The organism is Galbitalea sp. SE-J8 (genome assembly GCF_030345695.1).
In the GTDB taxonomy this organism is placed as follows: Bacteria; Actinomycetota; Actinomycetes; order Actinomycetales; family Microbacteriaceae; genus JAUASV01.
In genome coordinates this window covers 49,915-66,433 of sequence record NZ_JAUASV010000021.1, presented here as the reverse complement: position 1 = coordinate 66,433, position 16,519 = coordinate 49,915, and the positions used below count along the sequence as shown (strand labels likewise).

14 protein-coding genes, 2 tRNA genes and 2 pseudogenes are annotated in these 16,519 nt (G+C 69.6%); 6 read left to right on the top strand and 12 right to left on the bottom strand.

The window, feature by feature from the left end:
* Positions 1-296: 296 nt before the first annotated feature.
* From QT381_RS12955 to QT381_RS12935, 5 genes are all read right to left on the bottom strand, one after another.
* Complete coding sequence (locus QT381_RS12955) at positions 297-1,757, bottom strand: M23 family metallopeptidase (protein ID WP_289249451.1); 1,461 nt, start codon at positions 1,755-1,757, stop codon at positions 297-299.
* Between the two features lie 2 nt (positions 1,758-1,759).
* The gene (locus QT381_RS12950) at positions 1,760-2,113 is read right to left on the bottom strand and encodes a hypothetical protein (RefSeq protein ID WP_289249448.1); all 354 of its coding nucleotides are present in this window, start codon (positions 2,111-2,113) and stop codon (positions 1,760-1,762) included.
* An 818-nt stretch (positions 2,114-2,931) separates the two neighbouring features.
* On the bottom strand, positions 2,932-4,191 hold the full coding sequence (locus tag QT381_RS12945; RefSeq protein WP_289249447.1) for an FAD-binding protein: 1,260 nt from the start codon (positions 4,189-4,191) through the stop codon (positions 2,932-2,934).
* Positions 4,192-4,626: 435 nt separating this feature from the next.
* Entirely contained in the window at positions 4,627-5,892 is a 1,266-nt protein-coding gene (locus QT381_RS12940) for a polysaccharide pyruvyl transferase family protein (RefSeq protein WP_289249446.1), read from the bottom strand.
* Between the two features lie 45 nt (positions 5,893-5,937).
* The gene (locus QT381_RS12935) at positions 5,938-6,531 is read right to left on the bottom strand and encodes a HutD/Ves family protein (protein ID WP_289249445.1); all 594 of its coding nucleotides are present in this window, start codon (positions 6,529-6,531) and stop codon (positions 5,938-5,940) included.
* 28 nt (positions 6,532-6,559) lie between these two features.
* Here QT381_RS12935 and QT381_RS15775 point away from each other — a divergent pair.
* From QT381_RS15775 to QT381_RS12930, 3 genes and pseudogenes are all read left to right on the top strand, one after another.
* Positions 6,560-6,802, top strand: a pseudogene (locus QT381_RS15775) (PadR family transcriptional regulator); the annotation flags it as partial.
* Positions 6,803-6,851: 49 nt separating this feature from the next.
* Positions 6,852-7,334: pseudogene (locus tag QT381_RS15770) on the top strand (MFS transporter); the annotation flags it as partial.
* Complete coding sequence (locus QT381_RS12930; protein WP_353889781.1) at positions 7,247-8,386, top strand: MFS transporter; 1,140 nt, start codon at positions 7,247-7,249, stop codon at positions 8,384-8,386. The pseudogene QT381_RS15770 and the gene QT381_RS12930, both read left to right, overlap by 88 nt.
* Here the strand turns inward: QT381_RS12930 and QT381_RS12925 are convergent.
* Both QT381_RS12925 and QT381_RS12920 read right to left on the bottom strand, forming a co-directional pair.
* Positions 8,360-8,432 (bottom strand) — tRNA-Arg (locus tag QT381_RS12925). The two genes, QT381_RS12930 and QT381_RS12925, sit on opposite strands and share 27 nt — an antisense overlap.
* Positions 8,433-8,518: 86 nt before the next feature.
* Positions 8,519-8,668, bottom strand: coding sequence for a hypothetical protein (locus QT381_RS12920; protein WP_289249444.1), 150 nt, complete (start codon positions 8,666-8,668; stop codon positions 8,519-8,521).
* Between the two features lie 93 nt (positions 8,669-8,761).
* On the opposite strand from QT381_RS12920, the gene cofD reads away from it, so the two are divergent.
* Positions 8,762-9,703 carry a 2-phospho-L-lactate transferase gene (gene cofD / locus QT381_RS12915; protein WP_289249443.1) on the top strand — a complete coding sequence of 314 codons (942 nt, stop codon included), beginning with the start codon at positions 8,762-8,764 and terminating at the stop codon, positions 9,701-9,703.
* A gap of 93 nt (positions 9,704-9,796) precedes the next feature.
* Here cofD and QT381_RS12910 read toward each other — a convergent pair whose 3' ends face one another.
* The 3 genes from QT381_RS12910 to QT381_RS12900 all read right to left on the bottom strand — a co-directional run bounded on the left by QT381_RS12910 (position 9,797) and on the right by QT381_RS12900 (position 12,289).
* On the bottom strand, positions 9,797-10,735 hold the full coding sequence (locus QT381_RS12910; protein ID WP_289249442.1) for a DMT family transporter: 939 nt from the start codon (positions 10,733-10,735) through the stop codon (positions 9,797-9,799).
* A gap of 142 nt (positions 10,736-10,877) precedes the next feature.
* On the bottom strand, positions 10,878-11,900 hold the full coding sequence (locus QT381_RS12905; RefSeq protein ID WP_289249449.1) for a CE1758 family FMN-dependent luciferase-like monooxygenase: 1,023 nt from the start codon (positions 11,898-11,900) through the stop codon (positions 10,878-10,880).
* A 2-nt stretch (positions 11,901-11,902) separates the two neighbouring features.
* On the bottom strand, positions 11,903-12,289 hold the full coding sequence (locus tag QT381_RS12900) for a DoxX family protein (protein WP_289249441.1): 387 nt from the start codon (positions 12,287-12,289) through the stop codon (positions 11,903-11,905).
* A gap of 123 nt (positions 12,290-12,412) precedes the next feature.
* Between QT381_RS12900 and QT381_RS12895 the strand changes: the two genes are divergently transcribed.
* Positions 12,413-13,027 (top strand): TetR/AcrR family transcriptional regulator, encoded by a 615-nt coding sequence (locus QT381_RS12895; RefSeq protein ID WP_289249440.1) that lies wholly within the window; start codon positions 12,413-12,415, stop codon positions 13,025-13,027.
* Positions 13,028-13,043: 16 nt separating this feature from the next.
* On the opposite strand, the gene QT381_RS12890 is transcribed toward QT381_RS12895, so the two are convergent.
* A tRNA-Ser gene (locus QT381_RS12890) sits at positions 13,044-13,134 on the bottom strand.
* A 45-nt stretch (positions 13,135-13,179) separates the two neighbouring features.
* A complete protein-coding gene (locus QT381_RS12885) occupies positions 13,180-14,463 on the bottom strand; it encodes an LCP family protein (RefSeq protein WP_289249439.1) in 1,284 nt (427 codons plus the stop codon).
* A gap of 236 nt (positions 14,464-14,699) precedes the next feature.
* Here QT381_RS12885 and QT381_RS12880 point away from each other — a divergent pair, with 236 nt between their 5' ends.
* Positions 14,700-16,517, top strand: coding sequence for a phosphoenolpyruvate carboxykinase (GTP) (locus QT381_RS12880; RefSeq protein WP_289249438.1), 1,818 nt, complete (start codon positions 14,700-14,702; stop codon positions 16,515-16,517).
* Positions 16,518-16,519: the final 2 nt, after the last annotated feature.

Below are 16,519 nucleotides of genomic sequence, written 5' to 3'. Positions count from 1 at the left end.
CAACCCCACAAAGGCACCCTAGGCGCACCGCTTAGTGCGCAACTTCCCGACCGCGAGGCCCGGAAAATCAACCATCGCACCCTCAAAACGCCCAAAACGACGACCATGTGGCACGAACCAGGCCAGACGCGGGAACGAGGCACCGATCGGCATCGCGAACAGCTTGCCCCAGTGCGGGCGCGGGTCGAACGGGGCGAGCACCCGCTCGACCTCCACTATCGCCGCAGCCACCGCATCCGGGAGGTTCTTCTGTCGGGTCCGAAGGTGCGCGATGTGCAGCCAACCGGGGCCCCTCTCTACTGGTACCCCATAACGATGGGCCAATTGCCACTAACATAGACCGCCGACATTTGTCGATACGAATTGACGCCAAAACTGGCAACATGCCACGAACCGGATTCCACCCATACTCGAACGAGGTCCCCCGAATTATCGAGAACAATTTGCCCCCAATCCGGGCTCACGCCCGGCGCGGAAGGAGTCGTTGAGATGGACCCCGTCGACGCCGCACCCGGCACTTGATTGGACACCCAGCCCACGCCTGTCACGCCCCGAATTTCATAAAGAGACGAATTGCTAAGTCCTTGAGCGTACGTCAGGGCCCATTGACCGCCCACATATATCGACGACAGTCGTTTGTAGCCGACCAGTCCCGTCGAGAGCTGGCGCCAAGTATCGCCGGGCGTATATGATATTTCCGAAAGTTCGCCTGTGACGGAGGTCGCCATAATCACCGGCGTCGCGCTACCGACGTTGACGGCGGAAATGTGGTCCACACCTGAAACATTGGGAAGTTTATGCTTTGTCCAACCCGTGGTCGTATGCTTAATCTCGTAGACGTTTCCGTTGGGCGTGTTCACGTAGACCCATGGGTTGGTCCCGCCACCCATGTTTACTGCCGAGATCTCTCCCGTTAGGCTGACTCCAGTGTCGTCTTTAACCCATCCACTCGTTGTATGGGCAACACGTTCAAGCGCTCCATTTTCGGCGATCATCAACGTTGCATTCGTGCCGCTCATCCAGACCGCAGATGTATATGCATCCTCGTTCGAATCGAGACCTGTATCTGTCGTGACCCAGGCTGGTATCGCGGGATCCCCCCAGATTTTTACGATATCCCTGGAGGCCGGCGGCGGGGCTACCGATCCAAGATGCGCCCTAATCCACTCCGCGGGGTTTGTCAAATTGGGGGAATAGGCTTGACCCTCGGCGTTGTAGCCAGTCGGCGTGCCAAAAATTGGATTTGACGCGTTGCCGAGGGTGCTCGCAATTGAGATGTGCACGTGCGTACCATATGGCGTATCAGTGCCATTTGTTCCGCCCGGAACCCCAATTCTTTCACCGCGAGCCACAGTGCCCGAGAATTTGGAAATCGAGTTCATGTGGCAATATGTCGTATACTTGCCATCCGCGTGGGCTATGGTCACGCGATTTCCGCACCATCGGGACCCTACTGGCCCGTGAAAGTTTTCCTGAGTCTCGGATATCACACCGTCCGCGATCGCAATTTCCTTCGAAGGGTCGAGTCCGCAATACCCCCAGTCATCGCCGGTGTGGAAATGCCCACTATAATCAATTCCAAATCGATGATTGCTGTCGCTGCAATCTGGATCCTTACCTGCAGGCCACTGGTACTGGACCGCGACAGCAAACGCTCGCTCGGTTCCCGCCTGCGGAGCTACCACAACTCCAAGCCCAACTGTTAGTGCGATCGTGATTAGAAGTGCCTTGCGAATCCGCGGCCGGCTGGAGTCCATCGTCATGATTGGTTCAGCCGTTTGATCGCCACTGACGCAAGCTCCTCGGCATCGAATCCACTATTGTCTGTCTCGACGGTCAGCCAGTTGACTCCAGAGAACGCGGACAACTTGGGATTGCCGTCACCATCGACGTATCGGTACGCGGAATCCGCACCGACCACCTGCACCGCCGTCGCGCCATGATCGTTGATCGCGGTTTCCGCCCAACGCTCACCGGGATAGATGACCAACGTCGTGACGTACTCGCCCGACACGCTCCACGAACAACTCTGTACATCGGAGACGTTATTCGCGGCGATCGCGACGGCGTCAGTTCCTTCTCCGTCATCGAGCGAACTGTGTTCGACAACCACATCGTTTGGTTCCGCGCCATTGAGGGCTGACGTCGCATCAATGGATTCGCATGCGATTCCCGTCCATGAGCCCGCTGGATGCGGTTTGGACCCCACTCGGGGTGAGTTCTCGACCGTTGCACGAACCTGTTCTGCCAGCTGATCTCGAATCTGCGCTACGCGCTTTTCCGAGCCTGGCGCGACTACCCTTATCGAGGCTATATATGGGCCGCTCAAGAAATCAGACGTGCAATGAGGGTTGCCCCCCGCGTTGCTTTCGCAGTCCGCTCCGGACGTAAACTTTTCTAGCAAGGCACTGTCCACCAGTGAGAGCGAGAGCTCGCTTCCGTTCGCCCCCGCGCCCCATCGGCACGTGAGTGCTCCGGCCTGCAAGGCTGGCCCAGCAGATTCTTGGAATGCGGTGGGGCTGGTGGGACCGACCATGGCCTCGCCGAATGTGGTTGATATCTGCTCGGGACTCAGAATGGCAGAGCAGTCATGGTCGAAGGGCTGCTGTGGCTGCTCGTAGGAGTTGGCCGCGGTCGGCGAAGCCGACGCCGTGAATGATTCTGGCGCCGAGGGAGCGGGTGTCGTCGCTGTTCCAGCGGAGGTCCCGGGATCCTGCCTTCCAGCGCAATTGGTCAGCAGGAGAGCCCCGAGGAGCGCGACTGACACGACCGACGCTGACCACTTCATTCGCGCTAAGCTCACATTACGGGAGCTTAGCGACTCATGCTGCGGTGCGCAATGATCACGCGACGCTGGTGGCGGCGCGTCGCTCCGGTTCGCCCACGAAATGTTGGACTCTTCCTTCAGAGCGAAGGGCGCGTCGCCACGCCTCATACGCGCAGCACGCGCTCGAGGTAGGGGCCGCGGAACTTCCCCGCCGGGTCGGTGCGCGCCACGAGCTCGCGGAAGTCGCCCAGACGCGGGAACGAGGCACCGATCGGCATCGCGAACAGCTTGCCCCAGTGCGGGCGCGGGTCGAACGGGGCGAGCACCCGCTCGACCTCCACTATCGCCGCAGCCACCGCATCCGGGAGGTTCCTCCAGGTGAAGTGGATGCACAGGCTGTCGCGTCCGTATGCGGTCGAGAGCCAGAGCTCGTCGGCCGCGACGGTGCGCAGCTCGGTCACGAGCAGCGCCGGCGCGACCCGCCCGGCGATCGAGCGCACCGCTCGAATCGCATCGACCGCGACCGCCCGATCGACGAGGTACTCCGTCTGGATCTCGTCGCCGTTCGACGGCGTCGCGTCGATGCGGAAGTGCGGCAGCCGCTCGTGCCAGTCGCCGATCGCACCACCCTGCTCGGTCGTGTTGTCGGCCTCCTCGCCCGTGGGCGACAGCGCCTTCTCCGCTCGTCGGCGCGCGCTCAACAGCGTCGGCACCATGTCGGGAGCGGATGCCTCCCCCACCCGCTCCTTGACCCAGATGTTGCCGACGGTCGGGGTGTCCCACGTGGTGAACACGCTCACGCTGTATCCCGCCCCGGTCACGACGTCGAGCCGGTCGAACAGGTCGTCCCAGGTCAGGCCCTCGTAGGTGTCCTGGCGCGCCCGGTAGCCCGGCTCGATGGCGAGCGTGACACGCGTGACGGGACCGAGCGCGCCGAGGTGCACGACGCTGCCCGCGAAGTCCGCATCGCCCGAGCGCACCGCGCGTAACGAGCCGTCCGGCGCGATGAACTCGAGCGCGCGCACCGCCGTCGAGAGGTTTCCGTTGTGGTCGCCCGAACCGTGGGTCGCGGTCGCGGTCGCACCGCCGACCGAGATGTGCGGCAGCGAACCCAGGTTGTGCAGCGCCCAGCCGCGCGCGGCGAGCTCGCTCGCCACGACCGCGTAGCGCGTGCCGGCACCGACCGTCACCGTGCGGGCGTCCGTGTCGATAACGACGTCGGGTGCGATCCCGGTGAGCGCGAGCAGGCTGCCAGGCGTGTCCGCGAGATCGTTGAACGAGTGCCGGGTGCCGAGGGAACGGATGCGGTCGCGCGCGGCCACCAGCTCCTGCGCCTCGGCGATGGTCGCCGGCACGAGCAGCTCCGCGGCCCGGAACTCGTGGGTGCCGGCCCAGGTTCGTCCGGGCGGTGTGCGGTCGGTCATCGGGTCTCCTTCGTTGGAGGGCGGCTTCGCGGCGGGCGTGCGACCCCCGCGGACGGTCTCAACCTGGATCCACCAGGACCAGTGCCGGCACGACTGGCGCGGTCCGCACGTCGGATCATGTTGCACCTGCCCGAGGCCTGGCCCTGGCAGACCGCGTTCGAGCGCCTGTTCACGACAACGCACGCACCGCCACCAATGACGGCCAGCTGACCACCGCCGCGACCGCGGCACGACCGAGAACCAAGTGGACGACCGGGATGCGACGCCCGGACCTCACCCACGCACACGCACACGCACACGCACACGCACACGCACACGCACACGCACACGCACACGCACACGCACACGCACACGCACACGCACACGCACACGCACGATCATGCCGCGCCGACCACGTCGAGCCCACCCGCCGAAGGCTCATCGGTGGATCCAGGCTCAGCCGGAGCGCCTCGCGATCAGCTCGGACACGCTCGTGCGGGCTATCGGCGCCGCCGGGGCCGCGCGTCGCCCGAGCAGCCGCCGGCGCGGGCGGCGCACGGCCGGGGGCAGCTCGAGCGCGGCGAGGCGCGCGTCGTAGCCGGGGTTCGCCCCGCCGTCCTGCCAGATGTGCGCGAGCCCGTTCGCCGTCAAGAACGCGCGGTAGTGCGCCGCGAGCTCCGGGAAGCGGGCGTGGAACTCGGTCAGGTCGGCGTCCGCCGCGAGCGTCGCGACATCCGTCCCGGGCCCGACCGCGTGGAAGTCGCGGTGCGGGATGCCGTGGTACTCGGCGAGCTCGAGCGTGCGCGAGTCGTAGGCGAGCACGATCGCGGGCACCCGCGCCAGCAGCGCCGCGATCGCGCCGTGGATGCGCGTGCCGAACGCCAGATCGAAGCCGGCCAGGTGGTCGGTCCAGGTGCGGGCGTCGACGAAGAAGCGGATGCGGTCGTCGCGGTAGAGGGGATGTCCGGTGCCGAGCGGTCCCCGGCCGTCGTACCCTGCGGGATCCGCGCCCTCGAGCAGCAGGCGCAGCCGGTGGTGCTCCTGCGCGACGAACTCGAGGCGCGGGTACCGCTCGACGGCACGGTCGACGAGCGCGGACAGACCGCCCGTGTAGGTCAGGTCGATCCGGCTCTCACGGGTGACGTCGCGCGGTCGGATGGCGAACCCGTCGCGCTCGGTGAACAACGAGGGGCAGCCGATGACGTCGATCGCGTCCGGCCCGAACCCGAGCTGCGCGAGATAGGCGGCCGAGCGGGCGCCGCGCACGCCGAGCGTCGCCGAGCGCGCGAGGACCGCGCGGACGAATCTCGCCACGACCTCGTCGAACTCGGCCCCGGCATCCGGTCGGTCGGCTCCGACGGCCATCTGCGCGCCCACGCCGACGACCGTCACGGGCACGTGCAGCCGCTCGATGAGCTCGGCGTAGGTCGCGAGCTGCCCGGCGAATCCCGGGCGGAACGCGTTCGCGAACGGCAGCACCACGTGGTCGTAGCGCTCGTCGATGTGATCCGCCATCTTCGGCACGTTCTTGAGGTTCTCGAGCACGAAGCCGTCCGTGACGACCTCGGCGTCCGGCACGCTCAGCGCGCGGTGCACGGCGCCCGAGAACAGCAGATTGCCCGCGTTCGCGCCGAAGACGCCCGTGCCGCCCACGGCGAGCGACTGCTCGGGCGTGAACACCTGGAACGGGCTCTTGCCGGCTCGGAGCAGGATGCGGGACATCAGGACAGCGAGCCTATCCGGACGCCGGGCTCATCCGCGGGTCCGTCAGATCGCGAAGTTCGGCGGTCGCACCCGTACGACCGCGACCTGGGCCTGTCCGCCCAGCACGGCGACCTCCGCGGGCGCGAGCTGCAGGGCGTCCTCGGCGGCGAGGGCCACGCCGCCCTCGGTGACGACCGTGCCGTCGAGCACGACGACGAGCGTGGTGCCGACATCGCCGGACACCTGCAGCCGTCCGGCGACCTCGCGCACCCGCACCGTGCCCATGCCGACGCCGCGTCGCACCATGAGACTGAGCACGGGCCCGGGGGTGCCGACGCGCGACAGTCGCACGCCGTCCTCGGTCGAGAACTCGTGCACGGCGAACCGTCTCACTCGGCGCGTGAACCGTCCCCGCTCGGCGATGTCGATCCCGCCCCTTCCCATCGGCACGATCCAGCGGTCGACGTCCTCGTAGGTGGAGAGCTGTACGGGGGCGTCGACGGTCGCGATGCTCACGCGCCAGAGGAAGTCGTCGAGCAGGTAGTCGGCGGGCGAGGCGGCGACATCCGTCGTGGTGCCGGACCCGTTCTTCCAGGCGCGCGGGGCGCGGTTGCGCGCGAACAGCACGTGCGCCAGAGGGGATCGCTCGCTGCTCACGAGCCGACGCTAATCGCGCCCGCACCGGATGCGGCTCCCCCAATTCGGGGAACGGATGCGACCCGGGATGAGAAAGGCGGCCCGCCGTGGCAGATCGCTTCCGCATGTCGGCCAGCGGGCAGCAGGGAGGGCGGCGGCCGCGGAGAGCGTTGAGTTCCGGCTGTATCCGGCGCTGAAGCGCTTCGTCGAAGCCGGCGCGGTGAAGATGACGGTCGAGCAGCAGGAGTCCAAGCCGCCCCGTCACGTCTACGAACTGACCGACCTCGGGCGGGAGCTGCTGCACGACCTGCTCGCCGAGCTCCCCGCGGCACAGGCCGGCGATGACCTGGAGTTCCTCACCAGGCTCGGCCAGTTCGCCTTCCTCGACCCGGCCGAGCGCATCGCGATCCTCGATGTGCGCTCGTCCGCGCTGGAGACGTCCGGGGCCAGGCTCGCCGGGCTGGCCGAGAGGGCATCCGACGAGTTCTGGAGTTCCGCAGTACGCGCTGCTGGCCGGCCCGCTGCTGTCGATGCTGGACTCCAGCATCGTCAACGTCGCCATCGCCCCGATCGCGACGGAGCTGGACGCCGGCCTCGGCACCGTCCAGTGGGTGACCAGCGGCTACCTGCTCGCGCTCGGCACCGGACTGGCGCTGACGTCGTTCCTGGCGCGGCGCTTCGGCACCCTCCGCACCTACCTCGTGGGCATGGTCCCGTTCACTCTCGCCTCCGTGCTGTGCGGGCTCGCCCCGAGCATCGACTTCCTCATCGGCGCCCGCATCCTGCAGGGCCTCACCGGCGCGACCCTCGTGCCGCTCGCCATGAGCATGCTCATGGGCGCAGGCGGCGCATCCCGCACCATCTCTTCTTCATCAACCTGCCCGTGGGACTTCTCGCGACGCTCGCCGCCCGAGCCATCCCCGCGGGCGTCGCACCCGCGCGGCGGAAGGGCGCCCGCCCGGACGGAATCGGGATCGTGCTCCTCGCGCTCGGGCTCTTCGGCGTGCTGTTCGGACTCGACCGCGGCGAGAGCGGCGTCTGGGGAGAGCTCCTCTCCTGGCTGCCCATCGCGATCGGAGCGCTGCTGCTCGCCGGCTACGTCCTGCGATCCCGCCGCACGCCGCACCCGGCGCTCGACCTGCGCATCCTGCGCGACCGCAGCGCCGCGCTGTCGTTCGCCCTGTGCGCCGCCGCATCGATCGCGGCCTGGTCGATCCTCTTCCTGCTGCCCGTCTTCCTCCAGCACGTCCAGGGCCACTCCGCCCTCATGGCCGGCCTCGCCCTGCTGCCGCAGGGCATCCTCACCGGCCTGGGCACCGTGCTCGGCCAGCGAGTCGGCGACGGCATCGGCATCCGCTGGACCGTCATCATCGGCTTCGCCGTGCTCCTCGCATCCAGCTTCGGCCTGCTTGTCGTCGACGCCAGCACCTCGCTCTGGCTCACCTCCGCCATCCTCGCCGCCCGCTCCGCCGCAATCGGCCTCGTCATCACCCCCCTGCTCACCGTCGTGAACCTGCGCCTGAAGCCCGACGAGCAAGCCGACGCGAACACCGTCTTCACCGTCGTGCAGCGCATCGCCGGCTCGCTCGGCATCGGACTCCTCGCCGGCTACTTCGCCACCCAGAGCACCACCATCGGCCCCGTCGACGCACTCCACCGAGTCGCGATCGTCATCGCCGCGATCGCGGGAGCCTCGGCTCTCGGCGCCGTCCTGCTCCCCCGTCGGTCGTCCGCGCCCGTCAGGGCCGGGCGACCGGCCGCATCCGCTCCGGCCACACGCGCCGCAGACGCGGACAAGGCCCGAACCCGGCCCTTGATTCGGGCCAAGGTTCGAGCCTTGTGCGTTGGGTGCGCCCGAAGGGACTCGAACCCCTAACCTTCTGATCCGTAGTCAGATGCTCTATCCATTGAGCTACGGGCGCAGCGCTGCTCGTCGCGGAGCAACCCGACGACTATACCAGCAAACGACGGCCGCCCCGCACGCGCGAGGCGGCCGGCGACGAGCGCGCTAGGCGTTCCTTCGGATGAAGCCGATCAGCGCCGTGATCACGAAGAGGATCAGGCCGATGATCGCGAGCCAGAACAGGCCCTTGATGGCGAAGCCGAGGATCGCCAGAGCGGCCCACAGCACGAGCAGGAAGATAACGAGTCCGATCATGCGACCGACGGTACGCCGCCGCCGTTCCCGTGGAGGAGGCGTTCAGGACGCGTCCAGGACCGGTCGCACCGGGCGGATCGATAGCCTGGGCGGATGCGGATCACCGTTCTCGCCGGGGGCGTCGGGGGTGCCCGCTTCCTGAAGGGCGTGCGCGCGCTCGCGGGTGACCACGACATCCGCGCCGTCGTGAACACGGGCGACGACGCCTGGGTCGCCGGGCTGTACGTGACGCCCGACCTCGACTCGATCATGTACGCGCTCGCCGGGGTCAACGACGAGGAGCGCGGCTGGGGGCGCCAGGGCGAGTCCGAGCGCGTGAGCGCCGAGCTCACGGCGTGGGGCGTCGGCTGGCCGTGGTTCACACTCGGCGACCTCGACCTCGGCGCGCACATCGCCCGCACGTCGTGGCTGCGCGAGGGGCTACCGCTGACGGATGCCGCGCAGCGCCTCGCCGGCCGCTGGGACATCGGCGTGCGGCTGCTGCCCGCGACCGACGGCGAGCGACCGACGTTCGTGCGCCTAGCCGACGGCTCGACCGTGCACTTCCAGGAGTGGTGGGTGCGGCTGCGCGGCACCCCCGCCGAGGCGTTCGAGTTCCGCGGCGACGCCCCCGCGAGCGCCGCAGCGCTCGAGGCCATCGCGGACGCCGACGTCGTGCTGCTCGCGCCCTCGAACCCGGTCGTCTCGATCGGGGCGATCCTCGCGGTCCCGGGCGTCGCGCACGCGGTGCGCACCACATCCGCCCCGGTCATCGGGGTCTCGCCCATCATCGGCGGCGCCGTGGTGCGCGGGATGGCCGACGCGTGCCTCGCCGCGATCGGCGTCGAGACGGATGCCGCGGCCGTCGCCCGGCACTACGGCGCGCGGGCGCAGGGCGGCCTCATCGACGGCTGGCTCGTGGGCGAGGAGGACGCGGCGTCCGTCGCCGACGTCGAGGCGCTCGGCATCCGCGCCCGCGCCGTGCCGCTGTGGATGCGCGACGAGGAGCTCAGTCGCGCGATCGCCGGGGCCGCTGTGCAGCTCGCCGGGGCCTGACGCGCGGCCCGGCCCGGCCCTGGCCCCGGCGCACGGAACCTCGACGTCCCGACGCACGGCCAGCGCGGCCCATGCGGCCCATGGCCCATGCGGTCAGCGCGGGCAGGGCTCCTCGACGACGGCGACCGCCTCGGGAGCCGGCGGGGCGTCGGCGGCGGTCTCGACCGCATCCGTACGGCGCTTGCGCGTGACGAGCGCCGCGCCGCCGACCACGAGGGCGAAGCCGACGATCGTCCACACCGTGACCGCCTCGTGCAGCACGACGACGCCCGCGACGATCGCGACCGCCGGGTTGACGTAGGTGATCGTCGTCGCGCGCACGGGCCCGATCTCGGCGACGAGCGCGAACATCAGCACGAACGCGCCCGCGCTGCATACCGCGGCGAGTGCGACGATCGACCCGATCACGGATGCCGACGGCACCGCGGTCGGCCAGCCGCCCGTGAGCAGCACGACCGGCACGTACACGACCGCGGTCACCGCGAGCGACGCCGCGACGACGCCGATGCCCGGCAGGTCGGACATCCAGCGGGCGAGGATCACCGGCCCGAGCGCATAGCCCAGCACGACGAGTCCGATCAGCCCGACCGCGCCGAGGTCGGAACCGCCGACGTCGAGCCCGACGAGCGCGGCGACGCCGACCATGCCGAGTGCGATGCCGGTCCAGTTGAGTCCGGAGAGCCGCTCGGGGCGGCCCGTGAGGAACGCGATCGCGACCCCCACGAGCGGGATCACCGCGAGCAGGAGGCCCGCGGTCGAGCTCGGCAGGTGCTGCTCCGCCGAGCTGAGGCACCACCACGGCACGACGATCTCGACGAGGGTGTAGGCGAGCAGCGGCTTCCAGCGGCGCAGCACGGGCAGCAGCTGCTTGCGGCCGAGCGCGAGCGGCAGCAGCAGGAGCGCGCCGAGCGCGCTGCGCCCGAGCACGACCATCGCCGGGTCGAGCTCCCCCACGGCGACCTTGATGAGCAGGTACGGGATGCCCCACGCGACCGAGAGGCCGGCGAAGAGCAGGATGGCGCGGCGGTTCACGGCGCTCACCCTACGACCGGGCCACGACATCCGTTCGGCCGGTGCTGCGTCGTGGCGGTAATGCGTCGATGCGAGGCACCGCCCGGTCGTCCAGGGGACCCGTCCACCGGGACCCGTCCACCGGGACCGGCCGGAGATCCCGTCATTCGCCGGAGGCCAGCTCTCTCCGCAGCACGGGCAGCACGTCGGAGCCGACGAGGTCGATGACGTCGTGGATCTTGGCCTCGGGGATGCCGCCGAAGTCGAATCCGAACAGCACCCGGCGGAGCGGGCCGAAGTGCTGCGGGAAGGTCAGCACCTTCTCGATCACCTGGGCCGGGCTGCCGACCGTGAGACCGGTCTGCGCGACCTCCTCCTCGAGCGTGAGACCCGATCGGGCGTGGATGGGGTGCGCCCGGAAGTACGGTCGGTACTCGTCGATCGCGTCCTGGGACCTCGGGCGCACCCAGATCCCGCCTCCAGCGCCGACGATGCCGTCCTCGGGGCGGCCGTGGCCGTGGGCCGCGAAGCGCTCCCGGTAGAGCGCGACCGAGCGGGCGTAGTGCTCCATGGGCGCGAAGTTGTTGTTCACGAAGAAGCCGTCGCCGTACCTGGCCGCCTGCTCGGCGATCTCGGGGCTGCTGATCGACCCGTGCCAGACGAAGGGCGGAATCCCGCCGAGCGGACGCGGGACCGAGGTGAACTGCCTCAGCGGCGCGCGGTAGCGGCCCGACCAGTCGAGGTCCTCCTCCCGCCAGAGCCGACGCAGCAGGTCGTAGTGCTCGACGGTGAGCCCGAGGCTGTCCACGTAGTCGTACCCGAACCACGGGTACACCATCGGGGTGTTGCCGCGCCCGAGCATCAGGTCGACCCGGCCGTCCGAGAGGTGCTGCAGCGTCGCGAAGTCCTCCGCGATCTTCACCGGATCGTTGGTGGTGATGAGCGTCGTGCCCGTCGACAGGGTGATCCGGGACGTGCGCGCGGCGATGTAGGCCAGCAGGGTCGAGTCCGCGCTGGAGATGTACGGCGGGTTGTGGTGCTCGCCCATCGCGAACACGTCGAAGCCCGCTTCCTCGGCGTGCACGGCGATGCGGGTGAGCGCGTGGATGCGCTCGTGCTCCGAGACGAGCTCGCCGCTCACCGGGTCGCGGGTGACGTCGCCGATGCTCAGGGTGCCGAACTCCATCGTCACGCCCCCGCGTTCGCGAGCGCGATGGTGCGCACGATCGCGACGAACAGCGGTGCTGCGACGAGCAGCAGCACGAACGGCAGCCCGGCGTATTCACGACGACGGATGTTGACCCCCGTGGCCCCGAGCATGAGCGCCGCGAGCGCATACCCGGCGACCGGGGTCAGCACCGGAAGGATGCCGAGCGCCCACGGCAGGACGAGTCCGAGCGAGCCGGCGACCTCGGCGACTCCGATGAGCCTGATCTGCCGCTGGCCGAAGTCGTTCGCCCATCCCATCCGGGGGTCGGCCAGGATCCGCTCCCTGGACTGGGCGAGCTTGCTCACGCCGGACCCCCCGAGGATGAGGACGACGACCCCGGTGACGATCCACACTGCGATGTCCACTGCCGCTCCTTCGATCGCGGGCTCGGGGTCTCGGCATCGCACCGAGACCCGGCTAAACGGACTTTCCCCCGCTTGGCTAAACAGAACGCTACCCCGTTTGCGACGGGAAAGTACAGTCGGGACGTGACGAACAGCGGAGCGAGCGCGAACGCGGAGCGCGCCGATGCCGCCCGGAATCGGGCCGTGCTGATCGAGACCGCGCGGGACATGGTGGCCGACGTGGGGGTCGACAAGATCACCATGGACGCCCTGGCCGAGCGGTCCGGGCTCGGCAAGGGCACCGTCTTCCGGCGGTTCGGCACCCGGGCGGGGATCTTCATGGCGCTCCTCGACGCCGGGGAGCGAGAGTTCCAGGCGCGAGTGCTCTCGGGTCCTCCGCCGCTCGGCCCCGGGGCGGAGCCCGCGGACCGGCTGATCGCGTTCGGCCCCGCGCGCCTCCGATTCCTGCGGGAGAACCGGGAGATAGCGCGCGCCGCGCTCGGCGGCCGCACGCCCGTGCCATCCGGGCCGCCGGCCGCCATGACCCAGCGACACATCCGGATGCTGCTGGCGAAGCTGGCCGTCGAAGCCCCGGACGCCGAGATCCTGGCGATGCAGCTGACCGCGGCGCTGGACGTGCCCCTGCTGCTCTACCCGGAGCCGCACGCCCCCGGACGTGACGATGGGGACTTCGAGCAGCGCCTGTCCCGCGGCTGGGAGGACCTCATCCGCCGAGTGATTCGACCCGGCGGGCCCTGACCAGGGATTTCTAGAGCGGAGACGGTGGGATTTGAACCCACGGACCCCCTAACGAGGGTCTCCACCTTAGCAGGGTGGTGCACTCGGCCGAACTATGCGACGTCTCCCGATGGCGCTCAGCCACTATAGCCGAGCGGCGGATGCCGCCGAACTCACCGCGGGATGACGCAGGTCTGCTCGTCGGCCGTCGTGCCGGTGCCGAGCGCGCGGGTCGGCGTCGGCGTGGGAGTCGGCGGCGTGGTCTCCGGTGCCGTCGGCGCCTGGGTCGGCGTCGAGGTCTTCGTCGGCGCCGACGTCGCGGGCGGAGTCTCGGACGGGGTGTTCGTCGGCACGGCAGTGGCGGTCGGGTCCTCGGTGACCGAGTTGCGGGTGCTGAGGTCCTTCGGCGTGAACGGCTCGTCGTTCTTGATGTAGTCGAACATCGTCTTCGCCTGGTCCGCGATCGGCGCGACCTTGTCCTCGTAGACCCCGCCGACGCCCGTCGTCGACGGGTACTGCACGAGGGTGATGTTCTTCGTCGGGATGTCCTTGAGCGCGAGCGCGATCGAGACGAGCCGGGGCACCGAGGCGAGCGACGTCGACATCTCGATGTTCTGCGTCGCGGCCTGCGCGAGGCTGTACACCTTGTTCAGGTCGCCGAGGGTGTCCTTGGACTGCAGCGTGCGGATCATCGAGGAGATGTACACCTGCTGGGCGCCGATGCGCGAGAGGTCGGAGCCGTCGCCGAACGCGTGCCGCGTGCGCAGGAACGCGAGAGCCTGCTTGCCCTTGAGCGACGTCACGCCCTCCCTCAGATCGAGTCCCGTGCGCCGGTCGCTCACGTTCGCCGTGACGCACACCGGCACGCCGCCGATCGCGTTCGTCATCTCGATGACGCCGCCGAACGTGACGAGCCCGGAGAACTGCACGTCGAGTCCCGTCAGCTGCTCGACCGTCTTCACGACGCACGGCAGGCCGCCGTCGGAGAGCGCGACGTTGATGGGCATCGCCGACATGGCGGACGTGACACCCGATCCGTCCTCCCGCTCGCACGACGGGATCGGCACGACCATGTCGCGGGGGATGCTCACCGCGACCGCGTTGGTCTGGTCCTGCGACACGTGCAGCAGGATGTTGACGTCGTTGAGCTTCGACGCTCGCACGCCGTAGCCCTTGCAGTCCTTCGTGCACTGGTCGCTGCCGACGACGAGGATGTTGAAGCCGCCCTCGATCTTGCCGATCGCGGGCAGGTCGTTGTCGCCGGTGTCGATGGTCTTGATGTTCAACGCGAGCCGCCAGGTGGTGATCGCGGCGACCGACACCGTGCTCACGAGGGCCACGGCGGCGATGATGCCGACGACCTGGATGATGCGACGCGTCAGGCGCTGCCGCTTCAGCCGGCCGTGGCGCACCGGCGCAGCGCGTGCGGCGCGCCGGGTCGGTGTCGACTCGGTCATGCACATCCCTCTCGCAACGGGCACAGCCCCGACGGGGGCACGGACCGGGACATGCTACCCGCGCGCACCTCACCGCACCCTGAGGCCGGACCCGCGGGCCGGGAATCGGGCGAAAGCACCGGGATCGCGAAAAAGCACCGGATTTGCCGAGGCGGGCGCCGCATCCGTCTCCCCCCGGCGGTTCACGATGAACTCCCGCGCGTCACCGGGACGCCCGAAGGAGGTCGATCCACCCCATGTCTCTCATCGCCGAGCAGCGCCCGACCGCATCCGCACCGCGCCCCGCCGACGTCGCCGCCTGGGTCGACGACATCGCGCGCCTCACCCGCCCCGACCGGGTCGTCTGGTGCACGGGGTCGACGGCCGAACGCCACGACCTGCTGCAGGGCATGGTCGAGACCGGCACGCTGCTGCCGCTCAACCCCGAGCACCGGCACTACAGCTTTCTCGCGCGCAGCGACCCCGACGACGTCGCCCGGGTCGAGAGCCGCACCTTCATCTGCAGCGAGCGCGCCGCGGATGCCGGGCCCACCAACAACTGGGCCGACCCGACCGGGATGCGGATGACGCTCGACGGCCTGCTCGCCGGCAGCATGGCGGGACGCACGCTCTACGTCGTCCCGTTCTCGATGGGGCCGGTGGGGTCGCCGCTCGCGAAGCTCGGCGTGCAGGTCACCGACTCGCCGTACGTCGTCGTGAGCACCGCGACCATGACCCGGATGGGCACGGCCGCGCTCGAGCTCATCGCCGCCGGTGCCGACTGGGTGCGCTGCGTGCACAGCGTCGGCGCGCCGCTCGCGCCGGGCGCCGAGGACGTGCCGTGGCCGTGCAACCCGACGAAGTACATCAGCCACTTCCCGGAGACGCGGGAGGTCATCTCGTTCGGGTCCGCGTACGGCGGCAACGCCATCCTCGCCAAGAAGGCGTTCGCGCTGCGGATCGCGAGCGTCATCGCGCGCGACGAGGGCTGGCTCGCCGAGCACATGCTGCTCATGCGGGTGACCGACCCCGCGGGGCGCGTCGCGCACGTCGCCGCCGCGTTCCCGAGCGCGTGCGGCAAGACGAACTTCGCGATGCTGCAGCCGTCGCTGCCGGGTTGGACGGTCGAGACGATCGGCGACGACATCGCCTGGCTGCGGCCCGACGCCGACGGACGGCTGCGCGCGATCAACCCGGAGGCCGGGTTCTTCGGCGTCGCTCCCGGCACGGGTCCCGCGACGAACGCGGCCGCCATCGACGCCCTCTGGGGCAACGCGATCTTCACGAACGTCGCCCTCCGCGACGACGGCGACGTGTGGTGGGAGGGGCTGACGGATGAGGCACCCGCGGGCCTGACGGACTGGCGCGGCGAGCCGTGGGATGCGGCATCCGGTCGTCCCGCCGCGCATCCGAACTCGCGCTTCACCGTGTCCGCGGCGCAGTGCCCGTCGATCGCCGACGACTGGGACGACCCGCGGGGCGTCGTCGTCGACGCGATCGTCTTCGGCGGCCGCCGGTCGTCGTCCGTGCCGCTCGTGGTGGAGGCGCGCAGCTGGGAGCACGGCGTGTTCCTCGGCGCCACGGTGTCGTCCGAGACCACGGCGGCCGCCGAGGGGCCGGTCGGGCGCGTGCGGCGGGATCCGTTCGCGATGCTGCCGTTCTGCGGCTACGACATGGCGGACTACTTCCAGCACTGGCTCGACGTCGGCGACTCGCTGCGCCGCGCGGGCGGCACCCCGCACGTCTTCCAGGTGAACTGGTTCCGGCGCGGCCCGGCGGGCGAGTACCTCTGGCCGGGGTTCGGCGACAACGTGCGCGTGCTCGACTGGATCATGCGCCGGCTGCACGGCGAGGTCGGCGCCGAGGACGGCCCGATCGGCCTCGAGCCGCGCGCCCGCGACCTCGACCTCGACGGTCTCGACCTCCCGCCGGCGGCGCTCGGCGAACTGCTCGCCGTGCACCGCGACGAGTGGGAGGCGGAGGCGGAGGGCATCGCCGAGCACTTCGCGACGTTCGGCGGGCGGATGCCCGCCGCCCTCCTCGACCAGCTCACGGAGCTGCGCAGACGTCTGTGACC

Coding starts and splice junctions, on each gene's coding strand:
- QT381_RS12945 (WP_289249447.1), bottom strand. CDS start 4,191: ATGACCGACCGCACACCGCCCGGACGAACCTGGGCCGGCACCCACGAG.
- QT381_RS12905 (WP_289249449.1), bottom strand. CDS start 11,900: ATGGAGTTCGGCACCCTGAGCATCGGCGACGTCACCCGCGACCCGGTG.
- QT381_RS12940 (WP_289249446.1), bottom strand. CDS start 5,892: ATGTCCCGCATCCTGCTCCGAGCCGGCAAGAGCCCGTTCCAGGTGTTC.
- QT381_RS12885 (WP_289249439.1), bottom strand. CDS start 14,463: ATGACCGAGTCGACACCGACCCGGCGCGCCGCACGCGCTGCGCCGGTG.
- cofD (WP_289249443.1), top strand. CDS start 8,762: ATGCGGATCACCGTTCTCGCCGGGGGCGTCGGGGGTGCCCGCTTCCTG.
- QT381_RS12880 (WP_289249438.1), top strand. CDS start 14,700: ATGTCTCTCATCGCCGAGCAGCGCCCGACCGCATCCGCACCGCGCCCC.
- QT381_RS12920 (WP_289249444.1), bottom strand. CDS start 8,668: ATGATCGGACTCGTTATCTTCCTGCTCGTGCTGTGGGCCGCTCTGGCG.
- QT381_RS12955 (WP_289249451.1), bottom strand. CDS start 1,757: ATGGACTCCAGCCGGCCGCGGATTCGCAAGGCACTTCTAATCACGATC.